The organism is Capillimicrobium parvum (assembly GCF_021172045.1).
Lineage (GTDB): Bacteria > Actinomycetota > Thermoleophilia > Solirubrobacterales > Solirubrobacteraceae > Capillimicrobium > Capillimicrobium parvum.
The window spans coordinates 4,479,447-4,503,560 of sequence record NZ_CP087164.1 but is presented as its reverse complement, the minus strand read 5'-3'; the positions used below and the strand labels follow the sequence as shown (position 1 = coordinate 4,503,560).

The 24,114-nt window shown below is 73.6% G+C and carries 23 protein-coding genes; 13 read left to right on the top strand and 10 right to left on the bottom strand.

Going from position 1 to position 24,114, the window contains the following annotated elements; genetic code table 11:
- Positions 1 to 2: 2 nt before the first annotated feature.
- Positions 3 to 236 carry a hypothetical protein gene (locus DSM104329_RS21890; protein ID WP_259311980.1) on the bottom strand — a complete coding sequence of 78 codons (234 nt, stop codon included), beginning with the start codon at positions 234 to 236 and terminating at the stop codon, positions 3 to 5.
- Between the two features lie 50 nt (positions 237 to 286).
- Positions 287 to 1,390: a transaldolase gene (tal, locus tag DSM104329_RS21885; protein WP_259311979.1), complete on the bottom strand. Its 1,104-nt coding sequence runs from the start codon at positions 1,388 to 1,390 to the stop codon at positions 287 to 289.
- Between the two features lie 256 nt (positions 1,391 to 1,646).
- On the opposite strand from tal, the gene folP reads away from it, so the two are divergent.
- The 4 genes from folP to folK are packed head-to-tail and all read left to right on the top strand — an operon-like array spanning position 1,647 to position 4,171.
- A complete protein-coding gene (gene folP, locus DSM104329_RS21880; protein ID WP_259311978.1) occupies positions 1,647 to 2,462 on the top strand; it encodes a dihydropteroate synthase in 816 nt (271 codons plus the stop codon).
- Positions 2,438 to 2,872: a dihydroneopterin aldolase gene (folB, locus tag DSM104329_RS21875; RefSeq protein ID WP_259311977.1), complete on the top strand. Its 435-nt coding sequence runs from the start codon at positions 2,438 to 2,440 to the stop codon at positions 2,870 to 2,872. The genes folP and folB overlap by 25 nt, the downstream gene beginning before the upstream one ends.
- Complete coding sequence (locus DSM104329_RS21870) at positions 2,869 to 3,657, top strand: acyl-CoA thioesterase (protein ID WP_259311976.1); 789 nt, start codon at positions 2,869 to 2,871, stop codon at positions 3,655 to 3,657. Before folB ends, DSM104329_RS21870 begins: the two co-directional genes overlap by 4 nt.
- Positions 3,658 to 3,661: 4 nt before the next feature.
- A complete protein-coding gene (folK, locus tag DSM104329_RS21865) occupies positions 3,662 to 4,171 on the top strand; it encodes a 2-amino-4-hydroxy-6-hydroxymethyldihydropteridine diphosphokinase (protein WP_259311975.1) in 510 nt (169 codons plus the stop codon).
- On the opposite strand, the gene DSM104329_RS21860 is transcribed toward folK, so the two are convergent.
- Positions 4,158 to 5,459: a hemolysin family protein gene (locus tag DSM104329_RS21860; protein WP_259311974.1), complete on the bottom strand. Its 1,302-nt coding sequence runs from the start codon at positions 5,457 to 5,459 to the stop codon at positions 4,158 to 4,160. The genes folK and DSM104329_RS21860 overlap by 14 nt on opposite strands.
- Before the next feature lie 272 nt (positions 5,460 to 5,731).
- Between DSM104329_RS21860 and DSM104329_RS21855 the strand changes: the two genes are divergently transcribed.
- Complete coding sequence (locus DSM104329_RS21855; protein ID WP_259311973.1) at positions 5,732 to 6,499, top strand: type III pantothenate kinase; 768 nt, start codon at positions 5,732 to 5,734, stop codon at positions 6,497 to 6,499.
- A 293-nt stretch (positions 6,500 to 6,792) separates the two neighbouring features.
- Positions 6,793 to 7,782 carry a tRNA dihydrouridine synthase gene (locus tag DSM104329_RS21850; RefSeq protein WP_259311972.1) on the top strand — a complete coding sequence of 330 codons (990 nt, stop codon included), beginning with the start codon at positions 6,793 to 6,795 and terminating at the stop codon, positions 7,780 to 7,782.
- Here DSM104329_RS21850 and DSM104329_RS21845 read toward each other — a convergent pair.
- Entirely contained in the window at positions 7,779 to 8,918 is a 1,140-nt protein-coding gene (locus DSM104329_RS21845; protein ID WP_259311971.1) for a M24 family metallopeptidase, read from the bottom strand. The two genes, DSM104329_RS21850 and DSM104329_RS21845, sit on opposite strands and share 4 nt — an antisense overlap.
- Positions 8,919 to 9,004: 86 nt before the next feature.
- On the opposite strand from DSM104329_RS21845, the gene greA reads away from it, so the two are divergent.
- The 5 genes from greA (at position 9,005) to DSM104329_RS21820 (ending at position 16,328) form a co-directional block, all read left to right on the top strand.
- Positions 9,005 to 9,484, top strand: coding sequence for a transcription elongation factor GreA (gene greA / locus DSM104329_RS21840; RefSeq protein WP_259311970.1), 480 nt, complete (start codon positions 9,005 to 9,007; stop codon positions 9,482 to 9,484).
- Positions 9,485 to 9,571: 87 nt separating this feature from the next.
- Entirely contained in the window at positions 9,572 to 11,023 is a 1,452-nt protein-coding gene (lysS, locus tag DSM104329_RS21835) for a lysine--tRNA ligase (protein WP_259311969.1), read from the top strand.
- Positions 11,024 to 11,092: 69 nt separating this feature from the next.
- Positions 11,093 to 13,207: a methyl-accepting chemotaxis protein gene (locus DSM104329_RS21830; RefSeq protein ID WP_259311968.1), complete on the top strand. Its 2,115-nt coding sequence runs from the start codon at positions 11,093 to 11,095 to the stop codon at positions 13,205 to 13,207.
- Between the two features lie 215 nt (positions 13,208 to 13,422).
- Positions 13,423 to 16,008 (top strand): ATP-dependent Clp protease ATP-binding subunit, encoded by a 2,586-nt coding sequence (locus DSM104329_RS21825; RefSeq protein WP_259311967.1) that lies wholly within the window; start codon positions 13,423 to 13,425, stop codon positions 16,006 to 16,008.
- Positions 16,009 to 16,103: 95 nt separating this feature from the next.
- Positions 16,104 to 16,328, top strand: a complete 225-nt coding sequence (locus tag DSM104329_RS21820; RefSeq protein ID WP_259311966.1) for a CDGSH iron-sulfur domain-containing protein — start codon at positions 16,104 to 16,106, stop codon at positions 16,326 to 16,328.
- Between the two features lie 60 nt (positions 16,329 to 16,388).
- Here the strand turns inward: DSM104329_RS21820 and DSM104329_RS21815 are convergent, their stop codons facing one another.
- On the bottom strand, positions 16,389 to 17,219 hold the full coding sequence (locus DSM104329_RS21815) for a HugZ family pyridoxamine 5'-phosphate oxidase (protein WP_259311965.1): 831 nt from the start codon (positions 17,217 to 17,219) through the stop codon (positions 16,389 to 16,391).
- A gap of 25 nt (positions 17,220 to 17,244) precedes the next feature.
- Here DSM104329_RS21815 and DSM104329_RS21810 point away from each other — a divergent pair, with 25 nt between their 5' ends.
- The gene (locus DSM104329_RS21810) at positions 17,245 to 18,339 is read left to right on the top strand and encodes an HtaA domain-containing protein (RefSeq protein ID WP_259311964.1); all 1,095 of its coding nucleotides are present in this window, start codon (positions 17,245 to 17,247) and stop codon (positions 18,337 to 18,339) included.
- Here DSM104329_RS21810 and DSM104329_RS21805 read toward each other — a convergent pair.
- From DSM104329_RS21805 to DSM104329_RS21795, 3 genes are read right to left on the bottom strand one after another with little or no spacing between them, the layout of a single operon-like run.
- On the bottom strand, positions 18,303 to 19,124 hold the full coding sequence (locus DSM104329_RS21805; RefSeq protein ID WP_259311963.1) for an ABC transporter ATP-binding protein: 822 nt from the start codon (positions 19,122 to 19,124) through the stop codon (positions 18,303 to 18,305). The genes DSM104329_RS21810 and DSM104329_RS21805 overlap by 37 nt on opposite strands.
- Entirely contained in the window at positions 19,124 to 20,185 is a 1,062-nt protein-coding gene (locus DSM104329_RS21800) for a FecCD family ABC transporter permease (RefSeq protein WP_259311962.1), read from the bottom strand. Before DSM104329_RS21800 ends, DSM104329_RS21805 begins: the two co-directional genes overlap by 1 nt.
- 3 nt (positions 20,186 to 20,188) lie before the next feature.
- On the bottom strand, positions 20,189 to 21,073 hold the full coding sequence (locus DSM104329_RS21795; RefSeq protein WP_259311961.1) for an ABC transporter substrate-binding protein: 885 nt from the start codon (positions 21,071 to 21,073) through the stop codon (positions 20,189 to 20,191).
- Between the two features lie 94 nt (positions 21,074 to 21,167).
- On the opposite strand from DSM104329_RS21795, the gene radA reads away from it, so the two are divergent.
- The gene (gene radA, locus DSM104329_RS21790) at positions 21,168 to 22,559 is read left to right on the top strand and encodes a DNA repair protein RadA (RefSeq protein ID WP_259311960.1); all 1,392 of its coding nucleotides are present in this window, start codon (positions 21,168 to 21,170) and stop codon (positions 22,557 to 22,559) included.
- A gap of 6 nt (positions 22,560 to 22,565) precedes the next feature.
- On the opposite strand, the gene DSM104329_RS21785 is transcribed toward radA, so the two are convergent.
- Positions 22,566 to 23,324: a class I SAM-dependent methyltransferase gene (locus DSM104329_RS21785; RefSeq protein ID WP_259311959.1), complete on the bottom strand. Its 759-nt coding sequence runs from the start codon at positions 23,322 to 23,324 to the stop codon at positions 22,566 to 22,568.
- Positions 23,321 to 24,094: a DUF427 domain-containing protein gene (locus DSM104329_RS21780; RefSeq protein ID WP_259311958.1), complete on the bottom strand. Its 774-nt coding sequence runs from the start codon at positions 24,092 to 24,094 to the stop codon at positions 23,321 to 23,323. The genes DSM104329_RS21785 and DSM104329_RS21780 overlap by 4 nt, the downstream gene beginning before the upstream one ends.
- Positions 24,095 to 24,114: the final 20 nt, after the last annotated feature.

Below are 24,114 nucleotides of genomic sequence, written 5' to 3'. Positions count from 1 at the left end.
CGCTAGTCGTGGTCGCGCCGGCGCGTCGCCGCGCGCCGCGGCGGCGTTCCGTCCGGCGGCGTGCGCGGCGACCTGAAGCGGCCGGCGCGGTCGTCGTCCTGCGCGGCGCGCTCGCGGTCCTCGGACCGGCCCACCGCGAAGAACGCCAGGGACACCGCGAGGATCAGTCCGCCGCCGAGCAGCACCATCGCCACGACGGCGAGCGCGGTCGACTCGCCCGGGATCGCGAGCAGCACGATCCCGGCGATGACGAGCGCCAGCGGCGGCCCGATCCAGCGTGCGCGGGTCAGGCCGCCACCATCGAATCGCGCTTGGCCTCGATGCCGGCCAGCAGCTCGTGCATCGAGTCCTTGAACTTCTCCACGCCCTCGAGCTCGAGGGTGTTCGTCACGTCCTCGTAGTCGACGCCCGCCGCCTCGAGGTCCTTGAACACCTGGTGGGCGGCGTCCACGTCCTTGTCGATCGTGCGCTCCACCCGCCCGTGGTCCTGGAAGTCCTTGACCGTCTGGATCGGCATCGTGTTGACCGTCTCGGGGCCGATGAGCTCCTCGACGTAGATGACGTCGCGGTAGGCCGGGTTCTTCGTCGACGTCGACGCCCAGAGGCAGCGCTGCGGGCTGGCGCCCTTGGCCTTCAGCGCCTCCCAGCGGTCGCCGGCGAAGATCTCCTTGTAGGCCTCGTAGGCCAGCTTCGCGTTGGCGATCGCCAGCTTGCCCTGGAGCTCCTTGTTGCCGAGCTTCTCGAGGCGCTTGTCGGCCTCGGTGTCGACGCGCGACACGAAGAAGCTCGCCACCGAGGCGATCTTGGACGGGTCGCCGCCGCCCTCGACGAGCCGCTCGAGCCCGCGCAGGTAGGCCTCGGCGACCTCGCGGTAGCGCTCGAGCCCGAAGATGAGCGTGACGTTGATGGCGCGGCCCTTGGCGATCGACTCCTCGATCGCGGGCAGGCCCTCCTTCGTCGCCGGGATCTTCACGAGCAGGTTCGGGCGGTCGACCCACTCGTGCAGGCGCTTGGCCTCGTCGATGGTCGCCTGGGTATCGTTGGCGAAGCGGGGATCGACCTCCCACGAGATGTAGCCGTCGAGGCCATCGCCCTCGTCCCAGACGGGGCGCAGGAGGTCGCAGCCCTCGGTGATGTCCGCGTGCGCGAGCGCGTAGAAGATCTCCTTCGGATCGCGCTCGTTCTCGAGGACCTCGCGCAGCTGGTCGTCGTAGGCGTCGCCCTCGGCCATCGCCTTCTGGAAGATGGTCGGGTTGGACGTCACGCCGACGACGTCGTCGTCACGCACCATGCCGGCGAGCTCCCCGGAGCGCAGCGCTTGGCGGGAGATGGAGTCGAGCCAGACGGACTGGCCCTCCGCGGACAAGCGGTCAAGCGGCGTATCGGGCATGCGCTCTGCTCCTCTTTCTCGTCGTCGTTCTCTCGGTCAGAAGCTACCCCACGCAACATTGGCGTCAACCCGTGGCCCGTCTCGTACCCCTCGTTCCGAAATGACGCCCATCGATCACCGCCACGCCGCGTCCTCGACCGCTCGAGATCCCAGGCGGATGCCTTCGGGTCTGCGTCCTTGCCTGGCGGCGCCGCTGGACGCCCTTTCGGAAACGACGGATACGAGACGGACCACTGCCGTCACAATCTGACCTCACATGGCCGTACGCGTGATGGGCATCGTCAACGTCACCCCCGACTCGTTCTCGGACGGCGGCGCGTTCCTGGAGCCCCGGGCGGCCATCGCGCACGGCTACGAGCTCGTCGCCGAAGGGGCCGACATCCTCGACGTCGGCGGCGAGTCCACGCGCCCGGGCGCCGCGCCGGTCACCGAGCAGGTGGAGATGCGGCGCGTGCTGCCGGTCATCGAGGGCCTCGCCGACACCGGCGCGCAGCTCTCGATCGACACGTTCAAGCGGTCGGTGGCGCAGGCGGCGATCGAGCGCGGCGCCACGATCGTCAACGACGTGACCGCGCTTCGCAACGAGCCCGACATCGCCGGCCTCGTCGCCGACCGCGGCTGCGAGCTGTGCCTCATGCACATGCTCGGCGAGCCCGGCACGATGCAGGACGCGCCGCGCTACGACGACGTGGTCTCCGACGTCAAGGCGTTCCTCGAGGAACGCCTCGCGTTCGCCGTGGGCGCCGGGGTGCCCGAGGACAAGGTCCTGCTCGATCCGGGCATCGGCTTCGGCAAGACCGTCGACCACAACCTGGAGCTCCTCAGCCGCCTCGACGAGCTCGTCGCCATCGGAAGGCCGCTCGTCATCGGCACGTCCCGCAAGAGCTTCCTCGGCCGGATCGCGGGGCGCGACGTCAACCAGCGCCTCGGGGGCACCATCGCGACGAACGTGCTCGCGCTCGAGCGCGGCGCCGCGATCTTCCGCGTCCACGACGTCGCGCCGGTCGTCGATGCACTCGCCGTGGCGACTGCTACGTTGGCCGGGCGATGGCGGCCGACGACGACGACCTGACCGACGACGACGGCTACGAGGACGACGACGACTCGGCGGCGGAGACCGTCGTCACCGTCGAGATCACCGGCCTGTCGATCTTCGCGGCCGTCGGCGTCAGCGACGAGGAGCGCAAGCTGGGCACGCGCATCCTGCTCGACCTGCGCATGGACGTCGGGGAGTGCGACGCGACCGTCACCGACATGGTCGAGGACACGGTGGACTACGGGAAGGTCTGCGAGACCGCCCACTTCGTCGCGCAGCAGCAGTCGTACCGCACGCTGGAGCGCCTGTGCAGCGTCATCGCCGACCGCATCCTCGACGACTTCCCCGTCGAGTACGTGTGGGTGAAGGCCGCCAAGCCCGAGCCGCCGATCCCGCTGCCGGTCGAGGAGGTCTCCGTCGAGGTCTCCCGCGAGCCCGCGGAGTGACGCGCTTCGACCGCGACACCGAGCCCGAGCCGCTGAGCGAGGGCCGCTACCGCATCGGCTTCGACCCGGGGTGGTTCGTCATCCGCGGGCCCAACGGCGGCTACGTCGCGGCCGTGCTCGCCCGGGCGCTGCGGGCGGAGGTCGGCCCCGAGCGCCCGCTGCGCTCGCTCACCGTCCACTACCTCGCCGCGCCGGCGGCAGGCAGGGCCGAGGCCACCGTCCGCGTGGAGCGCTCCGGGCGCACGATGACGTTTGCGTCCGTGCGCTGCGAGCAGGGCGGCCGGACGGTCGCGCTCGCGCTCGCCGCGCTCGGCGGGGCCTTCCCGCCGGCGGTCGACTACCACGACGTCGAGATGCCCGGCGCCCCGCCGCCCGAGGAGCTCGGCGCGCCGCAGCCCTGGACCGGCCCGGGCGGCGGCCCGGAGTTCGCCGAGCGCTTCGACTACCTCCCCGTCGGCTCGCCGCCGTTTCGGTCCGCGCCGCGCGCGCAGACGCTGGGCTGGATCCGCCTCAGGGAGCCGCGCCCGATCGACGAGGCCGCGCTCGTGGCCCTCGCCGACGCGTGGTGGCCGGCGCCGTACATGGTCGTCGAGCGCTTCTTCGCCGCGCCGACGATCGACCTCACCGTGCACCTGCGCGCGCCTCTGCCGCGCGAGCACGACTACGTCCTCATCGAGGTGCGCTCGGACTCCGCGCGCGACGGCTACTTCGAGGAGGACGTGCGCCTGTTCCACCGCGACGGGACGCTGCTCGCCCACGGCCGCCAGCTCGCCCTGGCCCTCTGACGCGATGGCGATCGGCTACCTCGGCCTCGGCTCGAACGTCGGCGACCGCCGGGCGAACCTGCAGGCGGCGACCGACGCGCTGGGCGCCCACGGCGTTCGCGTCCTCGCCTCCTCGGCCACCTACGACACCGATCCCGTCGGCGAGATCCTCGACCAGCCGAGCTTCCTCAACGCCTGTCTGCGCATCGCCACCGACCTCGATCCCGAGGCGCTGCTCGACGCCTGCAAAGCGGTCGAGCGCGAGCTCGGGCGCCCGGCCGAGTACGCCCGCCACAGCCCGCGGCCGATCGACGTCGACCTGCTGCTGCTCGGCGACCGCGAGCTCCGCTCACCGCGGCTGACGCTGCCCCATGAGCAGGTCCTCGCACGGCGCTTCGTCCTCGTCCCGCTGCTCGAGCTCGACTTCGGGCTGCGCACCCCGGCCGGCGCGTCGCTCGCCGAGGCGCTGGCCGTGCTGCCGGTCGACGAGGGCGTGCGGCGCGCGGGCGATCCGCTGCGCGTCAGCCCGAGCTGACCGGATCCCGTCGCGCCCGCAGTTCCTCCACGCGCGCCTCGCTGACCTTCGTCACCTCGAGCGCGACGCTGTCGAACTGCACCTGCTCGCCGACGTCCGGCATGCGGCCGAGCTGCTCGATGACGTAGCCCGACAGCGTCGCCTCGTGGATGTCGTCGAGGCCGACCCCGAGGGCGTCGGCGACGTCGCGGACCGGGGCTCCGCCGCTGAGGCGCAGCTCGCCGTCGACCTCGGAGATCGGCGGCGGTCCCTCCGGGTCGAACTCGTCCTCGATCTCGCCGACGATCTCCTCCAGGACGTCCTCGAGCGTGACGATGCCGACCGCGGTGCCGTGCTCGTCGACCACGATCGCGAGGTGCTCGCGCTGCCGGCGCAGCTGCTCGAGCAGCTCGTCGATGAGCAGCGAGTCGGGGACGTGCTCGACGGGCCGGGCGACGCTCTCGAGCGTCGGGCGCTCCGCGCCGACGATCGCCACGAGCAGGTCCTTCGCGTGGATCATGCCGACCGCGCTGTCGAGGCCGCCGTCGGGCCGGCACAGCGGCAGGCGCGTCACCCCGGTCTCCCGGATGCGCGCGACGACGTCCTCGAGCGACTGGTCGGTGGTCACGGACCTGACCTGCGGCCGCGGCACCATCACCTCGCGCGCCCGGCGGTCGCCGAACGTGAGCACGTTGTCGGTGAACACGCCCTCCTCGGGCTCGATCAGCCCCTCGCGGGAGGACTGGCGCACGAGCGCGCGCAGCTCGTCCTCGGTGTGCGGCGCGTGGCCGGCCTCGTTGGCGGGCGGGATGCCGAACGGCTTGAGCAGCAGGTTGCCCAGGCCGTTGAACAGGTCGACGATCGGCCGCGTGACCAGGTAGAAGCCGCGCATCGGCGGCGCGAGCGCGAGCACGACGGGCTCGGTGCGCGAGATCGCCGCGCTCTTGGGCGCGAGCTCGCCGACCACGACGTGCAGGACCGTGATGAGGGCGAAGGCCAGCGCGCCCGCGAGCGCGACGCCGGCGACCGCCGCGCCCTCGCCGAGCAGGTCGGAGAAGACCTGGTGGAAGGCACGCTCGCCGGCGACGCCGAGGCCCAGGGAGGCGAGCGTGATGCCGAGCTGGCAGGCCGCGAGATAGGCGTCGATGTGGTCGACGGCGTGCTTGACGGACTTCGCGCCCGGGCGGCCGTGGGCGAGCCAGTCGTCGACCTGCGTGGGGCGCACGCGGGTGATCGCGAACTCGCTGGCCACGAAGAAGCCGTTCGCCGCGACGAGGGCGAACGCGATGACGATCTGCAGCCAGGTCACGCGGTGGCCGGCAGCCAGCCGCCCGGCAGCGCGCCGGCGGGGGTCATGCCGGGATAGCGCTCGAACAGGCGCCGCGCCGGCTCGCCGGCCGGCCGCCCGTCGATCAGAGGTCTCACGTCCTCCACGGTAGTGAGGAGTCGCACGGGCGACGCGATCTGGCGGGCGAGCTCCTGCGGGACGCCGGCGCCTCCATGGCGGCGCACGGATGCGAGGTGGGCACGGCGTACGGCTTCATCCGCTCGGCCACGGCGTTCGAGGATACTTCCCGCCCCATGCTCCTGGTCGTCGACGTCGGCAACACCCAGACCCATTTCGGCACCTTCGACGGCGACCGGCTCGTCGAGCACTGGCGCTTCGCGACGGTGCGGACGTCCACGGCGGACGAGCTCGGCGCGGCGCTGCGCAACCTGCTCGAGCTGCGCGGGCTCGGCCTGGCCGACCTCGACGGATCGATCGTCTCCTCGACGGTTCCGCAGCTGCGGCCCGAGTGGGGGGCGGTCGGCCAGCGCTACCTGCGCCACGAGACCGTCATCGTCGGGCCCGGCATCAAGACCGGGATGGCGCTGCGCTACGACAACCCGCGCGAGATCGGGCCGGACCGGCTCGTCAACGCGGTGGCGTCCTTCGACCGGGTCGGCGGCGCCTGCATCTGCGTCGACTTCGGCACGGCGATCACGTTCGACCCGGTCAGCGCGACGGGCGAGTACCTCGGCGGGATCATCTTCCCCGGTGTCGAGATCTCGATGGAGGCGCTCACCGAGCGCGCCGCCGCGCTGCCGAAGATCGAGCTCACCGCCCCGCGCGCGCTGATCGGCAAGACGACGATCGACGCGATCCGCTCCGGGGTCATCTACGGCTTCGCGGGGATGGTCGACGCGATCGTCGGCCGGCTGCGCGCGGAGCTCGGCGAGGAGACCGCCGCGATCGCCACGGGCGGGCTCGCGGGGGCGATCGTGCCGTTCACGGAGTCGATCGACGAGGTCGACGACCTGCTGACGCTGACGGGGCTGCGGCTCTTGTGGGAGCGCAACCGGTCCTGACGGGCCGCTTCGCGCTCCGTTCGCGCCCGGGCCAGGGGCGCGGCCGCGCAGAACGCAGCATCGAAGGGGACGGGCCTGGTCCCCCGCCCGGCGCGGCCGGGCGGCCCGTGTGGGCGGTCCTGTCGCATCGACGGCGTGGGGCGCCGTGAACGCGACAGGATCGGCCCCGCGTCCCGCCCCGCGGTCCCAGCGTGGACGCGCAACCGCACCGAACCCCGCCGATGAGCCGTTCCGTGCGCCCCGGCACGCCAAACCGGCCACGGACGGAGCGTGAAGGCGCCTACGATGACCACGTGCTCACCGAGCCCTGGACCCTCGGCGGCCTGACCGTCCCCAACCGCGTGGTGCTGGCGCCGCTGGCCGGCATCGGCACGTGGTTCGTGCGCCTGCAGGCCAAGCGCTACGGCGCCGGCATGGCGACCTCGGAGATGGTCTCGAGCTTCGCGATCCACCACCGCAACGAGAAGACGCTCGGGGAGATGCTGCGCGTGGATCCGCGGGAGCGCGGGACCGGGCCGGTCTCCCTGCAGCTGTTCGGCCAGGACCCCGAGATCATGCGCTCGGCGGCGGCCTACGTGCGCGAGCACACCGACGTCGACGTCATCGACATCAACATGGGCTGCCCGGTCCCGAAGGTCTGCAAGACCGGCGCCGGCGCCGCGCTGCTCGCCGATCCCGGCACCGCGGTGGCCGTCGCCAGGGCCGCCCGCGAGGGCTCGGGCCTGCCGGTCACGGTGAAGCTGCGCTCCGGCCAGCGCGCCGGGGAGCGCAGCGGCGCGCAGCTCGCCCGCCGGCTCGTGGAGGACGCGGGCGTCGCGGGCATCGGCTTCCACCCGCGCTCGGCCCAGGTCCACCACAAGGGCACGCCGGACTACGCCCTCGCGGCGCAGCTCGTCGAGGAGCTGCCCGCGCCGGTGATCCTCTCCGGCGGGCTGAGCGACGCGGCGTCCGCGCAAGCCGCCTACGAGCGGACCGGGGCGGCGGCGATCATGCTCGCGCGCGGGTCGCTCGGCAACCCCTGGCTGTTCGCCCAGCTGCTCGGCGACCGGGAGGACGAGCCGTCGGAGTCCGAGGTCCTCGCCGAGCTCGACTGGCTCATGGACCGTGCCGTCGAGCACCTCGGCGAGGTGCGCGCCGGGCGCTGGCTGCGCAAGGCGTACCCGTGGTACGTCGAGCGCCTCGGCGGCGGCAAGGCGCTTCAGGGCGCGATGCAGCAGACCGACACGGTCGCCGCCGCGCGCGCGGTGCTCGCCGGGCGCTTCACGCTGAGCGCGGCCGCTTAGGGTCGCATCTCGAGCGAGAACGAGGTCAGCGCCTCGTAGCCGTCCTCGGTGACGAGGAACAGGTCCTCGATGCGCACGCCGCCGTAGCCGTGGCGGTACAGGCCCGGCTCGATCGCGACGACGTCGCCGGCGACGAGCGCCTCGCCGCTGCGGCCCAGCCCGGGCGCCTCGTGGACCTCGAGCCCGACGCCGTGGCCGAGCGAGTGGAAGAACCCGTCGCGCAGCGGCGTCCGGCCCTGCGGGTCGCGCTGCGTCGGCTCGCCCGCCGCCTCGAAGACGTCGCAGCAGACCTCCCACAGCTCGCGCCCGGTCACGCCCGGCGCGAGCGCGTCGAGCACCCGGGCCAGCGCGTCGCGGCAGAGGTTGTGCCAGCGCACGACGTCGTCGGCGGGCTCGCCGGCGACGAACGTGCGGGTCATGTCCGCCCAGCAGCGCGACGCGCGGTCCTGCGGCCAGAGGTCGACGACCACCGGCACGCCGGCGGCGATGGGGCCGGAGCCGAGGTCATGGCCGGTCGCGCCCTGCGGCCCCGGCGCCACGAGCACCTCGTCGCCGACCGCGCCCGCGAGCTCGAAGGCGGCGCGCACCTCGGCCTGGACGCGCTCGGCGGTCAGCGGCTCTCCCCCCGCCTGCAGCGTCCCGTCGCCGCCCGGCTCCGCGCTCGCCAACAGCGCCGCGGCCGCCGCCATGCCCGCGCCGGCCGCCCGCGCGGCGCGGCGGACCCCCTCGAGCTCGGCGCCCGCCTTCACGCGGCGGCGCCCGTCGAACTGCGCGCCGTCGACCGCCAGCTCGATCCCGCCGGCGCGCAGCCGGTCGGCGATGCCCAGCGGGAACCGGCGCGGCACGACTGCCGAGCGCAGCCCCGCGCGCTCGCACGCCCGCAGCGCGATCTCGGTCAGCGCGGCGTCGCGGTCCATGCCCTGCTCGAGCAGATCCATGAGCCCGAGCTCGAGCGGATCGACGATCTCGACCTCCGGGCGCACCTCGCGCACGGACCCCTCGTCGAGGACCGACAGCAGCGCGAACGCGGCGCCGTCATGCTCGCCGTAGAGGAACGGATCGAGGATGGCCGCGGGTATCTCGTGGCGCATCTCGGCGCAGTCCAGCGTGCCGGCGTGGATGAGGACGTCGGGCAAGGTCGACGCAGGGTATCGCCGTGCGCTCGGCCCGTTGCTACAGTGTCCCGCCTTTCAGACCCCAGCCAAGGGATTGCCGCACACCCATGCCGAAGGACGTCATCCTCACCCCCGACGGACTGCAGAAGCTCAAGGACGAGCTCGAGGAGCTGTCGACGACCAAGCGTCGTGAGGTCGCCTCGCGAATCAAGGAAGCACGCGAGTTCGGTGACATCTCGGAGAACTCGGAGTACGACGATGCGAAGAACGAGCAGGCGATGCTCGAGCAGCGCATCGCCCAGCTCGAGGAGCGGCTGCGTTCCGCGACCGTGATCGACGCCAAGGAGCTCGACACCGACGTGGTCCGTGTCGGCTCGGCGGTCAACGTCAAGGACGAGGACACCGGAACGAGCTCCAAGTTCATGATCGTCGGGTCCGCCGAGGCCCAGCCGCCCGAGCGCCTGAGCAACGAGTCGCCGGTCGGCAAGGCGCTCGTCGGCCGCACCAAGGGCGACGTCGTCGAGGTGGTGCTGCCCAACGGGAAGAAGCGCCGGCTGAAGATCACGAAGATCGACGTCGGGCTCTAGGGGTGCCGATGGACGCCCACGCGCACGAAGGTGGAGGGCTGGCCGGTGCGTGCGGAGGCGGGCCCCCGAGGGGTCTCTAGCCCTCCGATGGCCCAGGAGCCGCCGGACCTCTTCGCCGTCCGCCGCGCGAAGCTCGACCGGCTGCGCGCGGACGGCATCGACCCGTTCCCGCACGCCTACCCGGGCGTCATGCCGGTGAGCGTGATCGCCGAGCGCCACGCCGACCTGCCCGCCGGAGAGGAGACCGAGGCCCGCTACCGGGTGGCGGGCCGGCTCGCGGCGCGGCGCGGCCAGGGCCGGATGGCGTTCCTCGACCTCGTCGACCGCTCGGGCCGGCTGCAGCTGCAGGCGCGGCTCGACGTGCTCGGCGAGGAGCGCATGGAGCGCCTGCTGGCCCTCGACCTCGGCGACCTCATCGGCGTCGACGGCACCGCGCTGCGCTCGCGGCGCGGCGAGATGACGCTGCGCGTCGACGACTTCGCCGTGCTGGCGAAGTCGCTGCGCCCTCCGCCCGACAAGCACCACGGCCTCGCGGACGTCGAGACGCGCCTGCGCCAGCGCGAGCTCGACCTCATCGCCAACGAGGAGGCGCGGGCCCTGTTCATGCTGCGCGCCAAGGTCATCGCGGCGGTCCGGCGGGCGCTCGACGCCGACGGCTTCGTCGAGGTCGAGACACCGGTCCTGCAGCCGCTCTACGGCGGCGCGCTGGCCCGGCCGTTCGTCACGCACTTCAACGCGCTCGACCGGCCGTTCTACCTGCGCATCGCCACCGAGCTCTACCTCAAGCGGCTCATCGTCGGCGGCCTCGAGCGCGTCTACGAGCTCGGCAAGGACTTCCGCAACGAGGGGCTGTCGCCGAAGCACAACCCCGAGTTCACGATGGTCGAGTGGTACGAGGCGTACGCGGACTACGGCGACGCGGCCCGCCGGCTCGAGACGCTCGTCGACGACGTCGCGCGCGAGGTCGGCTACGCGGGCGAGATCGACTTCACGCCGCCGTGGCGGCGCGTGACGCTGCGCGACGCCATCCTCGAGAAGGCCGGCGTGGACGTCCTCGCCCACCGCGAGCGCCACGAGCTCGCGGTCGCGATCGGCGACCGCCTGCCGACCGCCGAGCGCACGTGGCCGCAGCTCGTCGACGACCTGCTGTCGAAGTTCGTCGAGCCCGAGCTGATCCAGCCGACGATCGTCATGGACTATCCCGTGGAGCTGTCGCCGTTCGCCAAGGCGCACCGGACCGAGCCCGGCCTGGTCGAGCGCTTCGAGGCGTTCGTCAGCGGCATGGAGATCGCCAACGCGTTCAGCGAGCTCAACGACCCCGACGACCAGCGGGCGCGCTTCGAGGCGCAGGTCCGCTACGCGGCGCAGGGCGACGAGGAGGCGCAGCCGTTCGACGAGCTGTTCCTCACCGCGCTCGAGCACGGGATGCCGCCGACCGGCGGCCTGGGCATGGGCATCGACCGGCTCGTGATGGTGCTCGGCGAGCGCCGCTCGATCCGCGACGTCGTGCTCTTCCCCGCGATGCGCGACCAGTCGTAGGTCCGTACCTCCTCAATTTCCGGAGCGGGCGACCGACGGAACAGGGCGACCACCCGACCCGGAGATCGCATGAAGCCTCCCTCCTTCAGTCCGAGATCGCTGCGGACGAAGATGATCGTGTCCCTCGTCCCGCTCGCCGTCCTCGTCGTCGGCGCCATGACCTGGCTGGCCGTCACGAGCATGACCGGCGCCCAGCGCGACGCCGACTACGAAGGGCTGCGCGAGCAGGCGTCCGCCCGGGCCAACGCGTTCGACGCCCAACTGCAGCGCACGACCTCGATCGCACGCAGCGTCGGGGCGAGCCTCGAGGCGTACCGCAGCGCCAGTCGTGCCGAGGTCACGGCGATGCTGCGGCGCGTGGCGCAGCGCAACCCGCAGGTCGCGAGCGTCTACGTCGCGTTCGAGCCCGACGCCTTCGACGGCCGCGACGCCGCCGCGCCGAAGGACGCCAGCCGCGGCGACGGCGGGCGCTACGCCCCGTATTGGAACCGCCTCAAGGGCGACCTGGCGCTCGAGCCGCTCGTCGACCTCGACACGTCCGACTACTACACGGTGCCCAAGCGGACGAGGCGCGACACGATCCTCGAGCCCGACCTCTACGCGGGCAAGCTCCTGAACGCCTTCCTGTCGCCCATCCTCCAGGGCGACCGCTTCCGCGGGATCGCCGGCGTCGACCTGACGCTCGACCAGATGCACGCCGACGTCGCGAAGATCCACGCGCTCGACTCGGGCTACGCGTTCCTGGTGTCCAACGCGGGCACGTTCATCTCCGCGCCCGACGACAAGCTCATCGGCCGCAAGACCCTGCAGCAGGTGGCCCGTGAGGGCGACAACGCGGACGTCGCCCGGATCGCCGCCGCGATCAAGGCCGGCCGCGGCGGCCACCTCCAGACGACCGACCCGTTCACCGGCAAGCGCTCCGAGGTCTTCTGGACCCCGGTGGCGAGCGGCAACTGGGGCCTCGTCCTGAGCGTCCCGACCGCCGAGGTCATGGCGAAGGCGCATGCGCTGCGCACCAAGCTGCTCATCACCGGGCTCCTCGGGGTCCTGCTGATCGGCGGGGCCGTCGCGCTGATCGCCACGCGGCTGACCCGGCCGCTCGGCGTCTTCGTCGACCGCCTGCGGACGCTGAACGCGCAGGCCGTCGCCAGCCTGAAGGACGGCATCGCGGCGCTTGCGCGCGGCGACCTGACCGTCCCGGCCCACGCACAGGTCGAGCCGGTGCCTGTCCACGGCCGTGACGAGGTCGCCCGCGCGTCCGAGACGCTCAACGAGCTGATCGAGCGCACGACCGACTCCGTCGACGGCTACAACGAGTCGCGCGAGCATCTCGGCGCGATGCTCGGCCAGGTCGCGGCCTCCGCGTCGGCGGTGTCCGCGTCCTCGCAGCAGATGGCCTCGTCCTCGGAGGAGGCCGGCCGTGCGGTGGGCGAGATCGCCAACGCCGTCTCCGACGTCGCGCAGGGCGCCGAGCGCCAGGTGCGGATGGTCGACGGCGCGCGGGCGTCCGCCGAGGCGACGTCGCAGGCCGCCGAGGAGGCCCGCCGGCTCGCCGAGGAGGGCGCGGCCGCCTCGGAGAAGGCGTCGGCGGCGATGACCGCCGTGCGCGATGCGTCCGGCCAGGTGACCGAGACGATCAGCTCCCTCGCCGGCAAGTCCGACGAGATCGGCGGCATCGTCGCGACGATCACCGGGATCGCCGAGCAGACGAACCTGCTGGCGCTCAACGCGGCGATCGAGGCCGCGCGCGCCGGCGAGCAGGGCCGCGGCTTCGCGGTCGTGGCCGAGGAGGTCCGCAAGCTCGCGGAGGAGTCGCAGGCGGCGGCCGGCACGATCGCCGGGCTCGTCACCCAGATCCAGGGCGAGACGGCCGCCGCGGTGGCGGTCGTCGATGACGGCGCCGCACGCTCCGAGGAGGGCGCCCGCGTCGTCGAGGAGGCACGCGCCGCGTTCGCCCGCATCGGCGAGGCGGTCCGCGACGTCAGCGCGAGGATCGCCGACATCGCGGAGACGGCCGGCGAGGTCGCGGCGGTCGCCGAGGAGTCGAGCGCCTCGACCGAGCAGGTGTCGGCGTCCACCCAGGAGACCAGCGCGTCCACGCAGCAGATCGCGGCATCCGCGCAGGAACTGGCCCGCACGGCCGAGGAGCTCGAGGGCCTCGTGGGGCGGTTCACGCTCGCATAGGGGAGGGCCGGCGGCCGGCGGGCCCGCGCTCCGGCCGAAGGCTGGCGCGGAACCCGTCATGGCCGCCGGAACCCGTTGGTAGACTGGCTCATGCCCGCGAAAGGAGCCCGCCCACTCATCGTTTCGCCCTCCGGGGCCGATTACCTGAGTGGCGGGTAGTTCACCGTCCCTACGACCAGACCCCAGCGCCGCCCACAGTAGGAAGGACGTACCCCATGTTCGAGCGATTCACAGAACGAGCCCGCCAAGTGGTCGTTCTCGCGCAGGAGGAGGCGCGCACGCTCAAGCACAACTACATCGGCACCGAGCACATCCTCCTCGGCCTCCTCCGGGAGGAGGAGGGGCTTGCTGCTCGCGTGCTGGAGAGCCTTGACATCACGGTCGAACGCGTGCGCGCGCAGGTCGTGCGCATCGTGGGCTCCGGGGAGGAGGTGACCTCAGGGCAGATCCCCTTCACGCCGCGTGCGAAGAAGGTGCTCGAGCTGGCCCTGCGCGAGGCCCTCAGCCTCGGCCACAACTACATCGGCACCGAGCACATCCTGCTCGGCCTCGTCCGCGAGAACGAGGGTGTCGCCGCGCGCATCCTGCTCGACTTCGACGCCGACTCCGAGAAGATCCGCAACGAGGTCATCCGGATGCTGTCCGGCCCCGGAGGCCGCCGCCAGGGCGGTGGCCAGGGTGCCGGCGCCGCCGCCGGCGCGGCCCAGGGCGAGGGCAAGAAGTCCTCGAAGCTGCTCGACCAGTTCGGGCGCAACCTGACTAAGCTGGCCGCCGACGGCAAGCTCGACCCGGTGGTCGGCCGTGAGACCGAGATCGAGCGGATCATGCAGATCCTCTCGCGCCGCCAGAAGAACAACCCCGTGCTCATCGGCGAGCCGGGCGTCGGCAAGACCGCGGTGGTCGAGGGCCTGGCCCAGCGGATCACCAACGCCGACGTGCCCGAGCTGCTGAAGGGCAAGCAGATCTACACGCTGGACCTCGCGGCCCTCGTCGCCGGCTCGAAGTACCGCGGCGAGTTCGAGGAGCGCCTGAAGAAGGTGATGAAGGAGATCACCCAGCGCGGCGACATCATCCTGTTCATCGACGAGCTCCACAACCTCGTCGGTGCGGGTGCCGCGGAGGGCGCGATCGACGCCGCCTCGATCCTCAAGCCGGCCCTCGCGCGCGGGGAGCTGCAGACGATCGGCGCGACGACGCTCGACGAGTACCGCAAGTACCTCGAACGCGACGCCGCGCTGGAGCGCCGTTTCCAGCAGATCCGGGTGGACCCGCCGTCGACCGAGGAGACCGTGCAGATCCTCAAGGGCCTGCGCGACCGCTACGAGGCGCACCACAAGGTCAACATCACCGACGAGTCGCTGGAGGCCGCGGCGGAGCTGAGCGACCGCTACATCTCCGACCGCTTCCTGCCCGACAAGGCGATCGACCTCATCGACGAGGCCGCCGCCCGCATGCGCATCAAGTCGATGACCTCCCCACCCGTCTACCGGGACCTCGAGGAGGAGATCGAGACGACGCGCCGCGAGAAGGAGTCGGCGATCGAGGCGCAGGAGTTCGAGAAGGCCGCCAACCTCCGTGACAAGGAGCGGCGCCTGACGAACAAGAAGCGCGAGCTCGAGGAGCAGTGGGAGCAGGGCGAGTCCGGCGAGCGTCCGTCGATCGGCGAGGAGGAGATCGCCGACATCGTCTCGATGTGGACCGGCATCCCCGTGTTCAAGCTGACCGAGGCCGAGACGGCCAAGCTGATGCGCATGGAGGAGGAGCTCCACAAGCGCGTCATCGGCCAGCAGGCCGCCGTCGAGGTCATCTCGAAGGCGATCCGCCGCTCGCGCGCCGGCCTGAAGGACCCCAAGCGGCCGACCGGCTCGTTCATCTTCCTCGGCCCCTCGGGCGTCGGGAAGACCGAGCTGGCGCGCACGCTCGCCGAGTTCCTCTTCGGCGACGAGGACGCGATGGTGCGCATCGACATGTCGGAGTACATGGAGAAGCACGCCGTGTCGCGGCTCGTGGGCTCGCCTCCGGGCTACATCGGCTACGACGAGGGCGGCCAGCTGACGGAGGCCGTGCGCCGCAAGCCGTACTCGGTGCTCCTGCTCGACGAGATCGAGAAGGCCCACCCGGACGTGTTCAACATCCTCCTGCAGATCCTGGAGGACGGCCGGCTGACCGACGCCCAGGGGCGCACGGTCGACTTCCGGCACGCGATCGTGATCATGACCTCGAACATCGGGGCCTCGGAGATCGCGCGCAACACGCCGCTGGGCTTCGCGGTGTCCGACGACGAGACCGGTCTGACGTACGACGACATGAAGAACCGGATCATGGGCGAGCTCAAGAAGGTCTTCCGGCCTGAGTTCCTCAACCGGATCGACGACGTCATCGTCTTCCACAAGCTGCAGAAGGACGAGATCAAGCAGATCGTCGACCTGCTGCTGCTGCGGATCCGGGGCTCGCTGGCCGAGCGCGAGCTGCAGCTCGAGCTGACCGAGTTCGCGCGCGACTTCCTGGTCGACAAGGGCTGGGACCCGGCGATGGGCGCCCGCCCGCTGCGCCGGGCGATCCAGCGCTACATCGAGGACCCGCTCGCGGACTTCGTCCTGCGGTCGGAGCTCAAGGCGAACCAGATCGTGCTCGCCGACGTCCCACAGGGGCCGGAGCACGACGGTGCCGAGATCGAGCTGACGCTGCTCGACGGCGCGCCGCCGAAGACGCCGGTCGGCGTGGGCGCCGAGGGCGAGGGGGAGCCGTCCCGCGAGGACGGCGACCGCCCGGCGCCGCCGGCGTCGGACTCGGCCGAGTAGGCGCGCAGATCCTGTGACGTGACGTGAGAGGGCGGCCTGCCGGCCGCCCTCTTCGCGTCGGCGCCGGGACCGGTCGCGCGCCGTAGGCTGGCGGGATGAGCGACGAGCCGCTGGTCGAGATCAAGGTCCGCGACGACGGGCCCTACAAGGTGACGGGCCCGGTGCGGCTCATCGACGCCGACGGCGCGCCGTACACGCTGCCCGAGGGCAGCGCGATCGCCCTGTGCCGGTGCGGGCAGTCGGCCACCAAGCCGTTCTGCGACGCCAGCCACAGGACGGCGGGCTTCACGAGCTGCGAGCGCGCGGAGCGCGTGGAGTAGCCGCTACGCCCGCGGCCGCCGGGCCCGCTCGACCGTCGCGGGAGCGCGTGGAGCAGGCCGCTACGCCCGCGCCCGCCGGGCCAGCTCGACCGTCGCGGAGCGCAGGCCGTTCGCGGTGGTGATCGGCGCCGCGAAACCCACGCGCCGCTCGGCGCGCCCGCGGGGCGTGTGGATGACGAGGTCCAGGCCGTAGCGGTCGGCGCCGGTGCAGCGCGACGAGGTCGCGTCCGGATAGCCGGCTAGCGCGTGCGCCATGTCGAGCAGCGCGTCCGCGTGGTCCTCGTTGAGGTGGGCGACCGCGTACGGCGCCGCGGCGGCGACGGGGTCGGGCTCGGCGGCCGCATACTCGGCGGCATTGGTGGACGCCATGCGGCCGAAGCCGCCGACCCAGCGCACCCGCTCGACGCGCAGCACCCAGATCGTGAAGTCGCCGAAGTCCATGTAGATCGCGGCGCCCGGCACGGCGGCGAGGTGGGCGGCCCGCGCGTCGTCGAGCTCGGCGCCCTCCGGGACGTGCGCGCGGCCGGCGAGCGTCACGCGCCCGCTCTCGAGCGGGTCGCCGTCGGTGGTCGGGGCCGAGACCACGAGGCTGGCGCGCGGGTCGGCGGGCAGGTTGCGCCCGTGCTCGGCCAGCGTGGAGAGGCAGAGCACCGGCGAGCCGTCGCGCAGCGTGCCGTAGGTGACGAACGAGCCCCAGGGATGCCCGTCGACGCTCAGCGTGGCCAGGGTTGCCTGGTTGGTGCCGGCGACGATCGTGCGCGCCTCCTCGGCGGCGCTGCGCCGGCGGGGCTCGTCGGCGACGGGATGCAACGGCTCCGGCGGAGCCTGAGAAGCCTGGCCGGACGGCACGTCGTGAGGATCCCACGAGGGGGGAGCAGAGGTCTCGGTCACGTGCATTAGGGTACCCTAATTCACCATGTCGCGTGCTCTTTCCGCCGCCGCGCTGTCGCTCGCCGCGCTGCTCGCCCCCGCCGCCCTCGCCGCGGCCCAGCCCACCCGCATCGCGCTCGACGAGCGAGCCGGCCTGACCGCGGTGGCCGTCGCCCCGGCGACGGCGTCGAGCCGGGGCGCCGCGCTGCCGACCCGGACCGTCACCGTCGCGGGCCCGCGCGCGACCGTGACGCATCGCGGCGCCCTGCGGCTGCGCTCCCGCGGGCGCACGCTCGAGCTGTCGGCCATCCGGGTGCGCATCGGGGCCCGGTCGGCGCTGACCGCGCGGGTGGCCGGCCAGCGCCGCCGGCTGTTCGTCATCGCCGCGCCGGCCACGCGCCGTACCGTCGACGCGACCGGCGCCTCGATCACCGATGCCCCGCTTCGCCTCACCCGCTCCGGAGCCGCCCTTCTGCGCGAGCGCCTGCGTGCGCCGGCCGTCCGCCCCGGCCAGATCGGCCGCATCGACCTCGACGCCGACGCGACGACCGCTCCCGCCGGCGCGCCCACGGCCCCCACGGTCACCGGCCCGCCCACGCCCGGCGGCGCCGCGCTCACCGCCCGCCCCGCCACCGCGGTCCCCATCGTCGGCGGCCGCGTCCGCTGGTCCCCGCGCGCCTCCTGGCTCGGCTACCTGCAGCAGGGCGAGGGCGCGTCGGCCGAGGGCGGCGCCGCCTTCGACGGCGCCACGTACGCCCTGCCGGTCTCCGGAGGCTGGTTCGACCGCGCGACCGGCCGCGGCGTGATCGCCACCACCGGGACGACCCGCTTCCGCTACGGCGCCCACGACATCGACTCCGCCTACGGGGCGTGGACGTACGACCTCGCCGCGACGACGCCCAAGGCGGTCGCGACGATCGAGCGCGACTCGTCCGGCATCCCGGGCCTCGCCGGCCGCCGCCGGCCGATCCAGCTCGTCAAGGGCGCGGGTCCGGGCGCGCTCGCGGCCGGCGCGGCCGGCGAGACCGTCACGTGGACCGACCTGCCGGTCACCCTCTCGGCCGAGGGCGTCGAGCTCTTCCTCGCCTATCTCTACGACAGCGATCAGGGCCGGATCACGATCGAGGCTTCGCTGGGCTGAACGCCGGCGAGCCACTCGACGTGCAGCGCCGTGCGCCCGGTGCCGTCCGCCTCGAGCTCGGCGCCCACGTGCCACACCTCGCGCAGCCGCTCGCGGTGCAGCACGTCGCCCGGCGGCCCGCAGGCGACCGACCGGCCGCGCGAGATGACGACGGCGCTGTCAGCCACCGCGGCGGCCAGCGCCAGGTCGTGGACGACGAGCACGACGGCCAGCCCGTCGTCGGCGAGCCCGCGCAGCAGCTGCGCCATGGCCGCCGTCGCCCCGAGGTCGAGCGCGGACGTCGGCTCGTCGGCCATGAGCAAAGGTGCGTCCTGGGCCAGCCCGACCGCGACCTGGACGCGCTGCAGCTCGCCGCCCGAGAGCGTCGTGAGGCGCCGCTCGGCGAACTCCAGGACGCCCGCGCGCTCCATCGCTCGCTCGGCGGCGGCGCGATCGCCCCGGGAGAGCCGCTCGAGCGGGCGCAGGTGCGGCGAACGGCCGATGAGCACGGCGTCGCGGACGAGGATGCCCTCGGGCACCCGGGGGCGCTGCGGCACGAACGCGCGCAGGCGGGCGAGCCGCCGGGCGCGGATCCGGCCGAGGTCCTCGCCGCCCACCCGGACGCTCCCGCCCGCCAGCCTCTGCAACCCGGCGGCGGCCCGGGCGAGCGTCGACTTGCCCGCGCCGTTGGGCCCGACGACCGCGACGAGCTCCCCGGCGCGCGCGGTGAGGTCGGCACCGTGGAGGATCGGCCTGCCGGCGATCGTCACGCGCGCGTCGCGGACCTCGAGCAGCGGCTCGGCCATCACACCGCGCGGCGCAGCAGCCAGAGGAACAGCGGCACGCCGATGACGACCATCATCGGCCCGACTGGCAGCTCGAGCGGGGCCTTGATCGTGCGGGCGACGACGTCGCCGCCGGTCAGCAGCGCGGCGCCCGCCAGCGCCGACACCGGCACGACGAAGCCGTGGCTCGACGTGCCGCCGAGCAGGCGGACGGCATGGGGGACGACGATGCCGAGGAAGCCGAGCAGGCCGGCGAGGGCGGCGGAACCGGCGGCCAGCACCGCGGCCGCGGCGATCGCGACGAGCCGCACGGTGCGCGGATGCGTGCCGAGCGAGGCCGCGACCTCGTCGCCGAGCGCGAGCCGGTCGAGCGGGCGGACGAGTGCGACCGCGACGAGCAGCCCGCCCGCGAGGTAGGGGCCGACCGCGGCGATCGTCTCCCAGCCGTCGGAGACGAGCCCACCGGCCAGCCACATGACCGCCGACGGCACGCGGCTCGGGTACAGCGCCATGAGCATCGACGTCGCGGCGGTGAACATGGCGCCCACCGCGATGCCGGACAGGATCAGCCGGGTCACCGAGCCGCGGTTGGCGCCGGTCCAGGCCACGAGGGCGACCATGGCGGCGGCGAGCAGGCCGAAGCCCATCGCGCTGAGCGGCAGCAGCGCGATCTTCCCCGGCGCGAGCAGGATGATGAGCATCGCCCCGAAGGCCGCGCCGCCGGTGACGCCGATGACGTCGGGGGATGCGAGCGGGTTGCCCAGCGAGCCCTGCAGCAGCGCGCCCGCGACGCCGAGGGCCGCGCCGACCGCGAGCGCCGTGACCGTTCGCGGCAGGCGCAGCTGCAGCAGGATCTCGCGGTCGATCGGGTGCGCGTCGCGGCCGAGGAGGACGTCCACGACCGCGTGGAGCGGGATGCGCACGGCGCCGAGCGCGAGCGAGCAGGCGACGGCCGCGAGCAGCGCCGCGAGGACGCCCGCGACGACGAGCACGCGCCGGGTCAGCGCGCGCCGGCCGGCGGCGGCGAGGACGGCGCCGAACGCGCGGTCCGGTCCGGCGACCACGCTGGGCGGCGGCGTCACGGCTCAGTTGTGCAGATAGGCCTGGCGGACGTGCCGGATCAGCGCCGCCGGGTTCAGGTTGGCCTGCAGCAGCGAGTCGTCGGTCGGCACGTGGATGCGCCCGCGCCTGGCCGCCTTCGTGGTCCGCCACGGGCGGTAGCTGCGGTAGAAGCGGGCGATGGCGCCGATGTCCTGCGCGTTGCCGTGGGGCACGACGATGATCACGTCCGGGTTCATCCGCACGACCGCCTCGTTGGAGAGGTTTCCGACGAGCGCGTCCTCACCGCGGCTGCCGATCGGCTTGATGCCCTCGGTGACGAGCCGGCCGCCGGCGGCGCGGATGATGTCGCCGCCCCACGACTGGCCGAGCAGCGCCATCGTCGAGCGGGCCAGGCCCATCACGAGCAGCACGCGCGGGTGCGAGCGCGGCTTGGCTGACGCGGCCCGGTAGGCGGCCTGGACGCGGTTGGTGAGGTCGCGCCCGGCGCGGCCCCGGCCGACGGCGCCGGCGATGTAGCGGATGCCGAGCGGAACGGTGCCCAGGCGCTGCGGGTCGAACCCGTCGTGGACCTTGATGCCGAGCCGCTGGATGCGCGGGGTGCCCGGCCGCCACGTCGGGGAGGAGAACACGATGTCGGGGCGCAGCGCGGCGAGCTGCTCGAGGTTCGGACCGTTCGGATGCGAGAGCTTCAGCCGGCGGACGCCGTTGAGCCTGCCGGAGAGCTGCGCGGCGCTCGCGCCGGGGTCGCCGACCGCGATGGGGCGCACGCCGAGCTCGGCGAGGACGTTCGCCGTGAACGGGGTCAGCGCGACGATCCGCTTCGACGCGGCGGGAGCGGGAGCCGAGGCGGCGAGGCTGACGACGAGGGCGGCGGCGAAGACGAGCAGCAGGGAGCGGGCGGCAGTCATGCGCCGGAACTGTAGCGGGTCATTAGGGCACCCTAAGAAGGTGGTGTCGCGGGGGCGAAGCCGTCGGGTCCCTGCCCTACGGTTCACCAGGCTCATGGCCCGCTCCGCCACCATCCACGTCTGCTCCTCCTGCGGGCATGTCGAGCCGCGCTGGCAGGGCCGCTGCCCGGGCTGCGGCGAGTGGAACACGTTCGTTGAGGAGCGCGCGCCCGCGCCGGCGGGCGGGCGCCGGGGCGGCGGGGGCGGCGGCGCTGCGCGCGCCGGGGCCGGGGCGGCGCGGCCGGTGCGCCTGCGTGACGTCCAGACGCCGAAGCTCGCCCGCCTGTCGACCGGCATCGGCGAGTTCGACCGCGTCCTGGGCGGCGGACTCGTCCCCGGTTCGCTCGTGCTGCTCGGCGGCTCGCCCGGCATCGGCAAGTCGACGCTGACCGGCATGGCGATGGGCAACGTCGCCGGCGCCGGCCACGGCACGCTCTACGTCTCCGGCGAGGAGTCCGCCGCCCAGGTCCGGCTGCGCGCGGCGCGTCTGCCGGGCGCGGCGCTCGACGTGCCCGTGCTGGCCGAGACCGACCTCGACACGGTCGTCGCGACGATCGAGGCCGAGCGGCCCGAGGTGTGCGTCATCGACTCGGTGCAGACGCTGCACGCGGCCGAGCTCACCGGCGCGCCCGGCTCGGTGGGGCAGGTGCGCGAGGTCGCCGGCCGGATCGCGCGGGTCGCCAAGGAGATCGGCACCGCGGTGCTGCTCGTCGGCCACGTCACGAAGGAGGGCGCGCTCGCGGGGCCGCGCGTGCTCGAGCATCTCGTCGACTGCGTGCTGCAGTTCGAGGGTGAGCGCGAGCGCACCTACCGCACGCTGCGCGCGCTGAAGAACCGCTTCGGCTCGACGAACGAGGCCGGGGTCTTCGAGATGCGCTCCGGCGGCCTCGTCGAGGTGCTCGACGCGTCGGGCCGGTTCGTCGGCGAGGCGACGCGCGCGCCCGGCAGCGTGGTCCTCGCGTCGATGGAGGGCACGCGCCCGCTGCTCGTCGAGGTCCAAGCGCTCGTGTCGCCGAGCGAGCTGGTCCCCCCGCGACGGCTCGTGACCGGGCTCGACCGCAACCGCCTGGCGCTCGTCCTGGCGGTGCTGGCGCGGCACGCCGGGGTGGCGACCGGCAGCGCGGACGTCTTCGTCAACGTCGTCGGCGGCGTGCGCATCGACGAGCCGGGGGCCGACCTGGCGGTCGCGCTCGCCGTGGCCAGCGCGGTGCGGGGCGCCTCGCTCGGCGGCGACGCGCCGGTGCCGCTCGCCTGCTTCGGCGAGGTCGGGCTGACCGGCGAGCTGCGCTCCGTGGCGCATCCCGAGCGGCGGCTCGAGGAGGCGGCGAAGTTCGGGCTGAAGGGCGTCATCGCGCCCACCGGCAGCGGCGATGGGTGCCGCGAGGCGAGCTCGCTGCGCGCGGCCCTGCGCGTTGCCCTGCCGGCCGCCGCGCCGCGCGCGGCCTGACGGCGCTCAGCCGGGCTCGGCCACCAGCATCCGCATCCCGGCGTCGAACTCGTCGAGCTCGCGCAGGTCTCCGTGGCGGTCGTCCCACGTCCCGTCGGCCAGGTCGCGCTCGAGCGCCGCGACGGCGCGCTCGACGATGGGCGTCGGCATTCGCGCGAACCCGGAGGTGTTCGCCCGGGCGACGGGGTCCAGGACGCGCTCCGGGTGCGCCCAGAACGCCCCGAGCGTCCAGTCCGGCGTGTCGCGCGAGATGGGGACCACCTCGACGCGCACGTCGCCGCCGAGCCATCTGGCCAGGACGTCCATCGGCGGGAAGATGCGGCGGTCCAGCGCGGCGATCTCCGGGACGTAATCGGCCACGAGCCACATCGCGCCGCTGACGTCGCGGTCGAACGTCAGCAGCACCACGGGTCCGCGGGCGACCCGGCGCAGCTCGTGCACGCCGCGTTCCTGTCCCGCGTCCCAGTGGTGCAGCGAGAGGACCGAGAGGCCCGCGTCGACGCTCGCGTCGCGCAGCGGCAGCGCATCGGCGGTCGCCCGGATCGCCGGCGCCAGCTCGCGAGGCCGCTGCGCGGCCATGACGTCGCTCGGCTCGATCGCCACGACGTGGCGGTCGCGCGGCTCGTAGGCGCCGGCACCGGCCCCGACGTTCACCACCGTCCGCGCGTCGCCGAGCGCCGCGTGCAGCTGCGCCCGCAGCGCCGGATCCTCGCGGCGCGTGCCGCTGTAGCCGCGCCCGATGGCGTCGTAGCGCGCCGGGCTCACCCGATGCTGACCTCGAGCTCGTCGTGCTCGAGCGAGACGAGCCCGGCGATCGCGCCCATGCCCTCGAGCGGCGTCTCGTAGGACCAGGCGGCGTCCTCGAGCAGGCGGCCGCCCACCCGCAGCGACCACCAGGTCGCCTCGCCCTTGTACGGGCACGCGGTGCGCCGCTCGCTCGCGACCAGGTCGAGGCCGCCGCGGTCCACGTACGCCCGTGGCTCGGCGCCGGTCTCGAAGACGAGCACCGACGCCGCGTCGCGGAGCACGAGCTCGCCGCCGAGGGTCACCTCGACCGGGCGGCTGGAGCGCCGGGCGTCGACGCGGTGGTACGGGTCGCGCAACGTCGGCCCGACCTCCTCGTCCTCCTCCAGCCAGCGGTCCATGCGGTTGACGTAGAGGGCGCCGAAGCCGGCGAGCCAGTGCGCGTCGGGCAGGGGAGCCTCGTAGGACCATAGGGCGTTCTCCGCCACGCGGCCCGCGGCGCGCACGCTCCAGTAGCTCGCCTCGCCCTTGAACGGGCAGGTCGTGCGGTGGTCGGTGCGCTCCAGCAGCGCGGGGTCGAAGTCCTCCAGCGGGGCGTAGAGCACCGGCAGGATCGCCGTCTCGTGCAGGAGGTGCCCGCGCGTCGTGTCGAGCACGGTGTGACCGGCGAGCTCGGCGCGGATGCGGCGCGGATGCGGCTCGAAGGCAATACGGTGCGCGGGACCGGCGATCTCGTAGTTCGCCGCCGCGGGCCGGGCGGCGAGGGGACCGCTTCCAAGGGTGAGGCTCATGCGTGAAGTTTGCCGGTCGG